Below are 12,805 nucleotides of genomic sequence, written 5' to 3'. Positions count from 1 at the left end.
GCTGGGATAGATTCAATCCTCATGGGTGATTCGCATCCGGGCGCTCGAAGCATCATTTAGCTGACGCTAACCAACAGGAGGATCAAAATATGATCGGCATCTTTATTCAAGACTCTGACACCAGGGACCGGGCTGCCGGCGCCATCATGGGCGCCTTCGTTGGGGATGCGTTAGGCCTCGGTCCCCACTGGTATTACGACCTCGCGGTGCTCCGCCGTGACTACGGAGACTGGATCACGACCTATGTCGACCCCAAACCCGGCCGCTACCATAGCGGTCTTAAAGCGGGCCAACTTTCACAGGGGGGCATCATTCTCCGCCTGATGCTGCGCTCTCTCGTCGAGCGCGGCGGTTATGATGAAACGGATTTCTGCCGGCGCATGGACGAGGAAATATTTCCGTTGCTCAACGGTATGCCTGTCAACGGGCCAGGGGGATACACTCAGCAGTCGATTCGCGACGCTTGGCGCAAGCGTGTCCAGCAGAACCTGCCTTGGGGGGTGCAAACAGGAGGGCCAGCCGACACCACCGAAGCGATAGGGAGAACGCTCGCCTTGGCGGTCCGCTACGCCTTTCAGCCACAGGAAATGGCGGCCGCCATCTCCAGCAATACACGCCTCACCCAGAACGATGAGACCGTGGTTGCCCTTACTGTCGCATACGGGGCGGTACTAGGAATTCTGGTGCAGGGAAACAAGCTCGACGGTAGTCTTTCCGGTAAGCTCATGCGGTTGGCAAGAGCGAGAAAATTACCCTTCCATACGATGGCGCATACCGATTTGCAGCCACCGCAGAAGGACCGTCCGCTGGAAAGCGGCTATTTTATCTCGCCAGATGCACTCCTGACCCCTTCATATGTTGCAGGTGCTGCTGCGGATCCGGATGTCCGCATAGAGCCCGCTTGGAAAGTCTCCATGGTTTATGGCATGACCTGCGCCATCTATCATCAGCTTCCCGCCGCTTATCATCTTTCCGCCCGCTTTTCGGATGATTTCGAACTGGCTGTGCTCCACGCTGTGAATGGCGGTGGTGAAAATCAGGCGCGCGCTGTCTTGACTGGGGCACTCGTCGGGGCTCAGATCGGGCTATCGGGTATACCCAAGCGCTTCCTGGAAGGCCTAGATGAAACCGACATGCTCCAGCGCCTTGCGATGGATGTGGCCTCGAAAGCAGGTGCTTCACCTGCCGCTGAAATAGTAAAAAATCCGGAATATTGACCGAATTTGGACTTAATAACCAACAATAACGAATCTTAATCGAAGCCTGCTATCCGGCTACTAGCAGTCGAAGCAATATATGGATGATGCCAACGGCCATACTAGGCTTATCGTAAACTCACGTCCGGTTGAATGAGAATCTAGACTTCAAGCGCTACTCTACATTATGCGTCAGTTAAATGATGAAAAACTGCCAGCGTGTCTCAGCTGGCACAAAATGGCAAAAGCTTGAGCGTGTATGTGTCACCAGAGTGGTGGATGACCCTCCTCGCAATACATACCTGGTTCACTATGGAAATGGCTATTGTATTCTCCTACCGCTTCACCCACCGATCTTTTATTTAATCTTTTATTATTTAATGAAAGGAGAATACTCGTTTATTATCAGATAAACTTGGGATCAAATTTTTTAACAGATCTCTGTAAAACTATATCCAAATGATTTTTTCTTAATCATTGCATCAGGTCTGTATAAATCGATCGATTGATTAGAAGAAGAGCTTTAAAGAATATACTCTCTCATCACCACATGAAATCGACCATTTCCATTTGGATGATATACACAAATTTTAATAACTATCTACAATGAAAGTAATCCATAAAAATCAGGGTGTTCATATATGTGTTGATATGCAAAAGATATTTGCTGAGCCAACGGAATGGAGCACTCCTTGGGCCTATAAAATTTTACCTCAATTAATAGCCCTCACAGAGTTTGATCCATCCAAAACGATCTTCACTCGCTTTATCCCGATGAAAACGAGTATTGAAGGGGTTGGTATGTGGAGAAAATATTATGAGCGGTGGGAATGTATGACACTGAGAAAAATCAATCCTGTCTTGATTGATCTTATATCAGAATTATCACAATTCGTTCCGCCCGCAGTCGTGATAGATAAGCATGTTTATGGCCCATGGATGGAAACTACTCTGCATCAATACCTGCAAAAACAGGGAATAAATACGCTCATTATTTCAGGAGGAGAAACAGATATTTGTGTATTGGCTACGGTTATGGGTGCAATAGATTTAGGTTATCGCATTATTTTGGCCAGAGATGCATTATGTAGCTCTCAAGATAGTTGCCATGATTCTATTATAAATATTTATGAAAATCGTTTCAGTATTCAATTGGAAGTTCATACTACTGAAAAAATATTATCTCATTGGGAGAAATAATATATATCTATATTTAGCGATTTTACTGGAAGGTAGAATTCTTTTATTATTCATTTCATATTAAATACAGCCGACTGTAAATACTCTACTCACAATATCATCCTGCTTAAATAAGGTAATCCCCCGGCTATGCCGGGGGACAATTAAAGGTTTGACCGTGTGATACAGTCATCGTGATTCTTTTAGCTTGATCAAGAGCTAGAGAATTAAATGAGAGATTATCAGAGTTTGGCGCATACGACATGGGACTGTAAGTATTATGTCGTATTTATTCCGAAAAGAAGGAAGAAAGTGATATTCGGAATGATACGAAAACACCTTAGAAAGGTATTGCGCGAATTAGCAGAGCAGAAAAACTGCCAGATAGTAGAAGGGACCTGATGCCTGATCATGTACACATGTGCATCAGTATTCCTCCGAAATACTCAGTATCTTACGTAGTAGGGTATATCAAAGGGAAAAGTGCAATATCGATAGCGCGGAAGTTTATGGGGAAATCTAGAAATTTCACAGACGAAAGTTTTTGGGCACCCCCCTCCAATCACATTATATGATCGGCTCCCATTCGATGTAGTTGAGTCAGAACGAGACAGTGGTCACTAACGGTTATGATCTCACACATCACAATGAATATGATGTTAGGTAACGACTGGAAAAGATAGTCGAATTATGGAAGCAGCCGTGATTACGCATGAGGTATATGAGGTATATATGGAAATAGCCAACCGATAAGCTTTTATGGATGAGAAAGATGTGGCTGGATGACCAGATAAACAAAAATTAAACAAAACAGTATAACTGTTACCGACAGTTGCTGCCTCAACTACGCAATGAATCATTATGACAATTCACTGCGTAGAAAAAAGTAAACAAATTATTTGCTAAAACATTAGCTATTCCAAGTGGTTGCTAACATTATAAAGTTAAGTTTTAGCAGTTACTTTGGAGCGAGAACACCCGAAGCCCCAGTTTCTTTCGCTGCCCGCAGAACAGGATAGAATTGGGTAAAAACCAAGTCATCTTTGGCATTAGTTTTGTGACATTCTGCACATTCTTGTGTCGGCAGGTTTTTAGCAGCTGCAACCAGCGGGGTGCCTGGCACATAGAAAATGTAAAATCCCCAGTTACCTGGTTCATTAGCAAAATGCTTCGAATCTTTGACTGATGCTTCCAGCCCAATGTAGTCGCCCATAAAGTAACCATTGCCGCTACCTGGTCCTTTACGATCCCCTACACTGACAAGTTCCTTGACAGTCATCGTCCCGTCTCTGAATTCTCCCGTTTTTTTCCAGTGCGCGTAGCTCTCCGGGTCAATATAAACGGTTCGAATTTCAGCAAATGGTGCTTTGCCTTCGTTCAGTTCGTTAGGTGTAACCTGAGTGCCTACCATTACCCATTCCCGATAATTCTGAGGTAAGAGCAATTCACCCTTATCGTTAAACTGCGCGGGTCCTGCTGCAAGCGCATGGCTACCCAGACCAGATGATATCATCATAGCTACGATGCTAGTTGTCAGTATTTTTTTAAAGCCCATTGCAATTTCCTTTGATTGATATAATGAAACTCTTTACAGTGCACGATTTTTAGCTAAACACTAAGAGCCGCGGCTCCTGTGGTACGGAGTTTATTACGTGACCACCTTTACGTCAATGACGAGACCACTATTGAGTGGTTTGTAATAACTCCTTGATAGATAAAACCTGTACAGGTTTTGCACCAGGTAAAAAGACATGATCGGAAACAGAAAATTTTCTCTCTACACAGATTTAGACCGCATCTGATGGTCAGCAGGAGACTTAGGTGACGGTGAATCAGGTTTGGCCCAAATTTCTGAGAATTTCAGCCATAACAAGGGTGGATCAGATGGTCACTCCAGCTTTCCAGGCTTCTTGTCGATAACACAGCTTTTATAAATAACGATCAGCCCGCGTAGGGCGGAATCGCTACTGCACCTAATGAAAATCATCCAGTGCAATGCGCTCGTTTATTGCGTCCTACCGCTGTTGGATTTGTTGTTTACCGTCACTGAAAAGTGCACGCGGCCAAGCTGATGGAAGATGGTTTTGTTGGATCGTTTACGGTTCATGCCGCCAGGATACTGACAGCGTAGGAGTTAAGGATAAGCTTTATTCTCCTTTAAAACAGAAGAGTTAATTTAAATCAGGTTAACACTTCATTGACAGATCAGCCAAATGTGAAACAGTAAAGACCTAATTATCGTGCATATTTATGTAATTCCATTTCTAAATCAAAAGTTAATTATTAATTGTGTCAAGTAATTGAAATTACATCGATAAAAAATTAAATAAATATACTTTAGATCTAAAAATGGAATAAGGAGTGACAGCTTGTCACATTTGTAGTCCAATGTAGTCCAGAAATCATGATTTATTTATCAGGCGGATTCAAGTTTGAAGTGCAACTTTTATAAGGTTGATAAGAGGCAAACTACGATAGCATCTGAGCTTCTTGAACGATCAAATAAAAGGAGCACAGATGAAAGACTATCAGCAGCTTACCTGTGAGCAACGCTGTCAGATGTATGGGTTACAGAAAGAAGGATTTAAACAAAGAGAGAGCGAATGAAGTAGGCGTTAACAAATTTACCATCTCATGAGAACTCAGGCTATTTAAGAAGTACTGGGGTGGTAGCAATTAAATTGGTAATGCTAGATTCTGCTAAAATTTGAGAACAGAAATAAAATTAAGTTATCTAATTAATAAACATTCCGTTTAATATGAATATCCTCATATAGAGGATTAAATATCATAACTAATTGGTAAGATTAACTATGACTAAGACACTAAGGTATTTTTTAAATGGTATCGGTAGTATTATGGATATATGTCCAGACACTAATAGATATAGCCACATTGCTCCGAAACTGAGCGCAAACGATAGAATGCGTAAGGCATGGGAATGCACTGGTCAGCAGATCAAGTGCGCTGCAAAGCAATTCTCAGATGAGCAGAAATAAAAATAATACACTCCAAGTTAAAAAATCTAAAAATAATGTATCTCATCAGCATGAAGAGATAACACAAGTTCAGGCGCGACAATATTCAGGGCCAATACCTCATCCAGAAATATTAAGAGGATTTGATGAAATAGTTCCCGGAGCTGCGGAACGAATACTTACCATGGCGGAAGAAAATGGAAAGCATCAAAGAGAGATAGAGAAGTTACACTTAACTTCGGCATATAACACAATCAGGAGGGGCCAGATATTCGGTTTACTCATTGGTATCCTCGCCTTCGCAACATGCATTATTGCCTTATATCTTGGTTCTGAAAGTACAGCTATGACTATTGGTGGATTTACTATAACAGGGCTTGTAACAGTATTTGTTACCAATAAATTTAGAAAAACAAATAACTCAAACAATTCTATTAATTGAAAAATTACTAAACATTTCTAGCTATGCGGTGCAATGCGCTATGCTTATTCCACCCTAATTGCTATCGTCGCGTGCTTTTGTCTTCATTCATGGGTTTGCTGGTTCTCTGTAAGTTGATGTGCCTGGGTAGATAGATGGTGCAGCAGCAAAAAACGTTTCTTGGCAGCATCTTGTGCTTGTGTTTTGAATATGTGGTAGTGGTCTCTGATTGCTTAATAATTTATATTGTCTCCTTTTCGATGATCCTATGTCCAGGGAAACCTATTTCCCTGACATATCGCCACTGTAGAGGCGTATCTTGTATACGCCCCTAGGACAATCACAAGGATTGCCTCTACATGGCTATTCCTGTGCAGTGATTTTTTTCTCACATACCAAGCTGACTGTCAGCGGATTAGGTTGTAAATCATAGACTGCGCCGGTGCCATAATCAATTAATCCGCCTAGCATGACCCCTGCACCAGCCAAGGTAGGCATCATGGTTGCGGTCTGCTGGTGGCAGCCTTCCTTGCTGATGGTGATTTGCAGCGACTGATCGCGCTTGGTTTTGATCATGCAAGGAGATACGCAACTCTGCCCGTTACTAAATTGAACATCCGCCCCTGTAGGGTTCGTGTTGACGGATACTTGCTGCTCAGTTCCTCTTATCATAGTGGCACATCCTGAAAGCATAACTGACGACATGATGGCTGCTGTTATTATTTTTCTTACTCCCTGCTTCATCTGTTACTTCCTCTCTCTGTTGTTAAAGGACGACAAGAATAACCGAAATAGGGGTACTTAAGGTACAGTTCTAGAATAAAGAATTTATACTTTAGTTTTCGCATTTATTTTTGCTTTATTCCCGACCAGGCCCGGATATGCGCAAGCATGAATGCGTCACTCCGCCAGAGGTGCAGAAGGAGAAAGGCGGGTAGTAATCCATGAAGGCAAGTTGATATACAGCCAGCTTTAACACTGAGAGGATGCGACAACGTCACTGGCTATCACACTTTCGATATGAAAAATAAAAATATAGAGGTAAGGGCAGAATGAATCAGCAAAACTCAGCAATCAACAAAAAAGTAGACATAATGTCTGCAGAAAATATTCATAGAAAAGAGGAGGATGGAACCCTATTAGCCTTCTGTGTGGTTAATCAAGATATACGAGCCATAATACATAATAAAGCTGGAAAAATTTTTAATTTAAGTCTGGATAGAGTGAGGATAGTTGAATATGAGAGCGAACAAGTGACGAGCTGGCAACCGATAGAAACGGCTCCAATGGATGGTACTGAGATTGATGTATGGGTTACAAATCTTCCTCCTGAAGCCATGAGAGTAACGAATGTCAAGTATGATAAAGAAAAATCTTATTTTGTATATTGGGACTACCGATATGCAGAGTACAAGCAAGTAATTGGAGATATCACTCACTGGATGCCGATACCAAAGAGACCATTGAAATGAAATAATATCTCGACCTAATGCATCAGATAAGATTTTCTCTTTATATCCTTTTGTCGTCAATTTGTTACAAACAAGTAATGGGTATTTCAGGTTAATATTTATTGCGATTATTTTCTTGAGCCAATCTGGGTTAAGTGCTTGTAGGTATTTATGCTTACCTTCGATGATTTATTGTTTGAACGTGGCTTCTTTAATATCTTTAAGTCTAGCTACAACAAATGATTCATTCGCGGCAATTTTGCAGGATCTACGTAGATGAAATCAGATGAAGCCGTAGGATGGGCTCTGTATTGCTGCACGTCAGTATCCTGAGTGATATTGAGGCGCTGGCACGCACATGGATATATCATCCACTTGTTGTATCATAAACTTTCCTTAGGGCGTACAGCTACCACGTTAATTTTGAAGAGGTATCGATCATCCTCGATTAATCTTGCTGAGGTTGGCAAGTAAGATTTAATAGAAATGGCGATCAACGCATTTTACTAGCTACATGAAAGGTGGTAGTAATGAGGCCGATCAGTCGTCTAGCGATGATCAGTTATTCAATCAGGTCTGGGGATTATCGCTATTGATAATATGCTGGCTGATGGGTTGCGTAGTATGCTTGACGATGGTGACCTTCTCGTGCGGGCAGGCTTAATTATTCCATTTCTAAATCAAAACCGTCGTTGTCGGCTTCGACTTGCTGTATTGTTTATATTGTCTGTGGCTCGCCTTCACGTCGTTTTTGATTTAGAAATAGAATTAGAAGAGCATTTTCATACATGTCTTCTGAAACTGATACTGCTCAAAAACCCGATGTAGGATAAAGCCAATGTTAAATAGCTTGTGATTTACCATGCTGCACCCTCATAACACCATGCTAAGGGATAATCAACAGCAAAGGAGTGGTGTTATGAAGGTTTTTTAATAGTATCTGTCTGTGCGGATAGTCATAGCAGCTCAAGATATTATGATTTTGCACCCTAACGCTTCGACAATCTTGGCGATAGTGTCAAATCGTGGATTGCCGTCATCCCCCAGCGATTTATACAAACTCGCTCGCGATACTCCAGCGCGTGCTGCAATTTCGGTCATACCCTTGGCGCGAACAGCAGTGTTCAGTGCATAAATAAAATCGGATGTAACGCCGGAATTAGCAGTTAATCGCAAAAATTCGCGAATGTCTTCATCTGTTTCAAAATGCGCGGCAATGTCGAATTGTCTGGTTTTAGTCATTTTCTAATCTCCGAGAAGTTTAAGAATATTTTTTGTTTTCTCAATGTCTCGCTCCTGGCCGGATTTGTTACCGCACGTCAACAGCTAAACAATATGCTGCTGATGGATCGTGTAATAATGCATACAAATGTCGCTGCCGAAGAAGCAACACAGCTTGAACAGTTCGGTTTTCGATAATTCTGTAATCACTGAAATTGCCATTTTCAACTTCCCGATTGAGGCAAGACAACAATTGATTGCAAATAGCCCAATCCAGTTTATCAAAGCATTCATCAAATATTTGTGTAGTAATCCATTTTATTTCCTCGGTTCAAGGTATTTCGCAGAAAACTATCTGATAATGATATTGATACTCAATTTGCCCACACTTATCTTCTTGGCCGGGTGTTAGTAACACCTTCACTTGAGCTAAAGACTTGAACCAAAGAGAGTATCGAGCTGGATAGACGAACGGCTTTTTTACGTCCCTAAATTTCCTATAGTCGAGTATGCGATGAATAGAAGACCCGCAAGGAGAACAACTCCGCTTCAATTTACCCAAGGTTTAATCAAGTTACTAGGTTCTGTTGACATTTGAAGTTTCCTTATTTATTGACCTGACATTCCTCTGCACATCTTATAGCGAAATTTTGATTAGCGAGACGAGAACCGAGGGACGATTAGTGTGATTCAATCAAGTCCCGCTCAAAGGTAAAGATAGGAATCATTGCGAGAATGATGAAAACTTTTGAAAACAGGATAGGTCTTGCCATTTCACCTGCTGTCATCAGCATAGACTGCCTCATATGCATCAGACTGGTCTCTTGCGGCATCTCTATGATCATTTTGACCATGAGCGCTTCTACCAGCACAACTGCACTGTCCACGATAATGCCAAAGTCAATTGCGCCAAGGGAAATCAAATTGGCAGAGACATTAGCGATATCAACGAGAATAAAAGCAAAAAGCAAGGATAACGGCATGACAATGATAATTACCAGTGAAGCCACTATTCGGCGGAGGAAAATAAACAAAATCACCAGGATCAGTGAAATACCTTCCAACATGTTATGCTCAACTGTATGAATGGTTTTTTGCACCAGAATAACTTCGGTAATATTTTTATCCTTGATAAGCAGGACAATGCCCTGGACCACATCATCTTGCTTATTATGATTAACCATACCATTGATCATTTGCGGGCCAATAACCACCTCGGCGATATTTTTGACGAAAACAGACGTGCCATTCCGGTTGGTGAGCACGATTTCCTTGATTTTCATCCAGGGACCGCAGTAAGCCGATACCACGAACAACCAGCGCCTCATCATCATATTCAATGAAGTTTCCGCCGATATTGGCATTGTTGTCCGCAACAGCTCGATATACTTCGGTGAGCGTGAGCTTATAATTTCTCAGCTTGAGAGAATCAATCTGGATCTGATATTGTTTAATGCCGCCACCAAAACCGACTACATCAGCAACACCAGGGACACTACGCAGCATAGGTTCAATCGTCCAATCTTGCAGCGCCCGTTGTTCTACCAATGACCATCTGGCGCTTCGATGAGGTAGCGATAAATTTCACTTATACCAGTCGTCAAAGGGCCTGGCACGGAGGTGACACTGTTCGGAAGGTTAACACCATGTAATCGCTCCAGTACCTGCTGCCGGGAAAAGTAATCTTCTGCATTATCGTCGGAAGTCAGGGTAACAACGGATAAGCCAAAAATGGAGACTGAGCGCATATTGATAAGATGGGGCAGGGCCACTCATCACTCTTTCGATTGGCAAGCTAATCAGTTTCTCTACTTCTTCTGACGCCTGACCGGGATACTAGGTAACGACTTGTACAAAAATATTCTGAACGTCAGGAAAAGCCTGAACCGGCAAGCATTCAAATGACTGGATAACCCAGTGCAACCAATAATATAAAAGCACCGATAACCGCTAACCGTTGCTGCAGGCAGAATGCAATAATTTTAGTAATCATGATTTTTTTTCGTCTGGTTGGCCGATGTGATAGTTATCTTTTTCGGAACGTGGCAAGAGTGCGCCATCAACTACGAAGCGCTCACCAGTTTCCAAGCCTTCTTCAATAATCGCCTCGTTTTTGAGACGTAGGCCAGTTTTAACAGCGCGTCTATGGTGTGATAATTGCCGGGATTCACATATATCCAGTCAGATTCATCTTCAGTAAACATGACAGTTAATAGAATCACAATGGCCAATCATCTGGATCACTCAGTACTCTGACACTCGTAAACATGGCAGGTAGCAGACGACTATTCAAGTTAGGTAGCATACAACTCACCTTTACCGTGCGTGTCGTTTCATCCACTACCCGACTGATATAACTGATGGTAGCCACAAAATCTTCGTTGGGATAAGCAGGAGCGTCCAAGATGATATTCGCTCCCGTATGAATCAGGTCAATATCTTTTTCGAAGATATCAATATTTACCCGTAAGTGGATTAAATCGGAAGCCACAAACAAGGATGCGGTGAGATCGGGTTTGACTTCCATGCCTGGATTGATATTGCATTCAGTGATGGTCCCCCGTGGGAGGGGCGCGTAGCCCAAAGCGATTATCAACAAAAGTTTCCTCAGTAGAGGAGCCAGAGGAGCCTGTTTCCGATGGCCACTATATTGACTTCTGGTGTTATTGACGGCTTATCATAGCGATCGTAATGAGATCTTATCTGACGGCTTACTGGTTTTTAAGTACTCATTTAGGCGAAGAAGGATTGTTTTAACAGTAGTGTAGTGTGTATTGATGATGCTAAGTAGGTCATTTTCTGTTTAACCTATTGATTAAACAATAAGGATTACTTTATATCACAGTGGCAAGGATTTTTATCCGACGAAATATCTTGATCAAGTTATAATCGCAATGCTTTAGGATTTCAGAATTTATCTGATAAAAAGTTACAGTATTCTGCTGTCTTAGGATGTTTTTTCGGCCAAAACGCAGCTAAATGCCAACCGGTTTATAGAGATTTGCTTGAATATCACGCACCTGATAGGACTATGGAATAGATCAGGCTTGCAATCAATAAAGCATGGATGTTAAGTAATGAAAATTTCCAGCAACAGATTAAGGATTAATTACAAAAACTGGCTAAACCAAAGCCATATGGCGGTAGTAGGTAGTGTGAAAAAATCAAAGGTGAACAGACCAATGGATCTTGTCGCCTTGGATTGCACGCTTTTAGTGTCGCGGTGTTATGGAATAGTATGTTTGCTCGGTGTTATTCTCCTTTTAGGTGGCTGTCAGTCAATTTTAACTGGACCAACGGCATTGCCCGTTCCTGCAGCCAAACCATTGCCAGTTCCAACCGCTAGTCATGAATTCAGCTTCGATCCAGAACGAGAGGATGTAGTCGGCACACTACGAGTCGTAACCGCCAACAAAGGTGATACGCTTTCCGATATTGCCCGGCGATTTAACCTGGGCTATGAAGAGATCGTGAGCGCCAATCCAGGGATCGATCCGTGGCTACCGAGAGAGGGCACCAAAATTGTGATTCCTACTCTGTTCATACTGCCGGACGCTCCGCGCAATGGCATCGTGGTGAATCTCGCAGCCATGCGGCTGTTTTATTTTCCAAAAACCAAGGCTGGAAAACTGCAGAAAGTTATTACTCATCCGCTTGGCATCGGGCGAGTGGAATGGAAAACACCGGAAGGTTTGACTAAAATCACCTCCAAAGTAGAAAACCCTAGCTGGGTACCGACACCTTCCATTCGCAAAGAACATGCGGAAAAAGGTGATCTGTTACCCGCCGTTGTGCCGCCAGGGCCCGATAACCCGATGGGCACCCATGTGCTGAGGCTGGCGTGGCCGAAATTTGCCATCCATGGGACTGACAAGCCACCGAGCGTTGGTCTGCGCGGCAGCCACGGCTGTTTGCGCATGTATCCCGAAGACATTATGCGTATTTATAAGAACGTACCAGTTGGTACACCGGTGCGTGTGGTGAATCAGCCGCGTCTGTTTGGCTGGCGTGGCCGTGAGCTATATATGCAAGCCTATCCTATCCTGGAAGACGACAAACGCAATCACGATCAATCAATTAAAAAATTGTTGAGCGAGATGCGCTCAACTCCTAAAGCAAAACTCGATGCACGACCTAAAGCTAAGATCAACCAGGCCTTACTTAATGAAGTGATCCGTAAGCCGCGCGCCCTAGCCACACCGATTACACAGCCGAATATAACTCTAAGCACCTATCTCGCCCGCACTACCCATGTGCGAAACACACTACCGCTCAATGCCACCTGGAACGGCGACATGAGCAGGCAGTTGACGGCAGCAGAAATACTCGAGATGGCAGAAAAAGAACCTTAGTATCTTG

12 protein-coding genes and 1 pseudogene are annotated in these 12,805 nt (G+C 42.9%); 6 read left to right on the top strand and 7 right to left on the bottom strand.

The annotated features are described in order from the left end of the window. Positions 1-89: 89 nt before the first annotated feature. The 3 genes and pseudogenes from AAW31_RS02050 to tnpA all read left to right on the top strand — a co-directional run. Positions 90-1,217 (top strand): ADP-ribosylglycohydrolase family protein, encoded by a 1,128-nt coding sequence (locus tag AAW31_RS02050; RefSeq protein WP_046848960.1) that lies wholly within the window; start codon positions 90-92, stop codon positions 1,215-1,217. A gap of 585 nt (positions 1,218-1,802) precedes the next feature. Beyond that, the gene (locus tag AAW31_RS02045) at positions 1,803-2,396 is read left to right on the top strand and encodes a cysteine hydrolase family protein (protein WP_046848959.1); all 594 of its coding nucleotides are present in this window, start codon (positions 1,803-1,805) and stop codon (positions 2,394-2,396) included. Positions 2,397-2,606: 210 nt separating this feature from the next. Continuing rightward, positions 2,607-2,926: pseudogene (tnpA, locus tag AAW31_RS19470) on the top strand (IS200/IS605 family transposase); the annotation flags it as partial. Positions 2,927-3,333: 407 nt separating this feature from the next. Here tnpA and AAW31_RS02040 read toward each other — a convergent pair. After that, positions 3,334-3,891: a cytochrome P460 family protein gene (locus AAW31_RS02040; protein WP_235264472.1), complete on the bottom strand. Its 558-nt coding sequence runs from the start codon at positions 3,889-3,891 to the stop codon at positions 3,334-3,336. A gap of 1,469 nt (positions 3,892-5,360) precedes the next feature. Here AAW31_RS02040 and AAW31_RS02030 point away from each other — a divergent pair. Then, positions 5,361-5,795, top strand: a complete 435-nt coding sequence (locus AAW31_RS02030; protein ID WP_052752021.1) for a DUF2335 domain-containing protein — start codon at positions 5,361-5,363, stop codon at positions 5,793-5,795. Between the two features lie 342 nt (positions 5,796-6,137). On the opposite strand, the gene AAW31_RS18645 is transcribed toward AAW31_RS02030, so the two are convergent. Then, positions 6,138-6,446 carry a translation initiation factor 2 gene (locus AAW31_RS18645; RefSeq protein ID WP_144412810.1) on the bottom strand — a complete coding sequence of 103 codons (309 nt, stop codon included), beginning with the start codon at positions 6,444-6,446 and terminating at the stop codon, positions 6,138-6,140. A 380-nt stretch (positions 6,447-6,826) separates the two neighbouring features. Here AAW31_RS18645 and AAW31_RS02020 point away from each other — a divergent pair, with 380 nt between their 5' ends. Then, on the top strand, positions 6,827-7,246 hold the full coding sequence (locus AAW31_RS02020; RefSeq protein WP_046848956.1) for a hypothetical protein: 420 nt from the start codon (positions 6,827-6,829) through the stop codon (positions 7,244-7,246). A gap of 945 nt (positions 7,247-8,191) precedes the next feature. On the opposite strand, the gene AAW31_RS02010 is transcribed toward AAW31_RS02020, so the two are convergent. The 5 genes from AAW31_RS02010 to AAW31_RS22510 form a co-directional block, all read right to left on the bottom strand. Further along, complete coding sequence (locus AAW31_RS02010) at positions 8,192-8,467, bottom strand: addiction module antidote protein (RefSeq protein WP_046848954.1); 276 nt, start codon at positions 8,465-8,467, stop codon at positions 8,192-8,194. A 659-nt stretch (positions 8,468-9,126) separates the two neighbouring features. Continuing rightward, positions 9,127-9,630 (bottom strand): efflux RND transporter permease subunit, encoded by a 504-nt coding sequence (locus AAW31_RS22525; protein WP_235264471.1) that lies wholly within the window; start codon positions 9,628-9,630, stop codon positions 9,127-9,129. Beyond that, the gene (locus AAW31_RS22520) at positions 9,623-9,994 is read right to left on the bottom strand and encodes an efflux RND transporter permease subunit (RefSeq protein WP_052752018.1); all 372 of its coding nucleotides are present in this window, start codon (positions 9,992-9,994) and stop codon (positions 9,623-9,625) included. Before AAW31_RS22520 ends, AAW31_RS22525 begins: the two co-directional genes overlap by 8 nt. Continuing rightward, positions 9,988-10,218: a hypothetical protein gene (locus AAW31_RS22515; protein WP_235264470.1), complete on the bottom strand. Its 231-nt coding sequence runs from the start codon at positions 10,216-10,218 to the stop codon at positions 9,988-9,990. The genes AAW31_RS22520 and AAW31_RS22515 overlap by 7 nt, the downstream gene beginning before the upstream one ends. Before the next feature lie 446 nt (positions 10,219-10,664). Further along, on the bottom strand, positions 10,665-11,045 hold the full coding sequence (locus AAW31_RS22510) for an efflux RND transporter periplasmic adaptor subunit (RefSeq protein WP_235264469.1): 381 nt from the start codon (positions 11,043-11,045) through the stop codon (positions 10,665-10,667). 616 nt (positions 11,046-11,661) lie between these two features. Here AAW31_RS22510 and AAW31_RS01990 point away from each other — a divergent pair. Beyond that, positions 11,662-12,798 (top strand): L,D-transpeptidase family protein, encoded by a 1,137-nt coding sequence (locus AAW31_RS01990; protein WP_235264468.1) that lies wholly within the window; start codon positions 11,662-11,664, stop codon positions 12,796-12,798. Positions 12,799-12,805 lie beyond the last annotated feature (7 nt).

The organism is Nitrosomonas communis, assembly GCF_001007935.1.
Taxonomy (GTDB): Bacteria; Pseudomonadota; Gammaproteobacteria; order Burkholderiales; family Nitrosomonadaceae; genus Nitrosomonas; species Nitrosomonas communis.
This window is presented reverse-complemented; position numbering and strand designations above follow the sequence as displayed.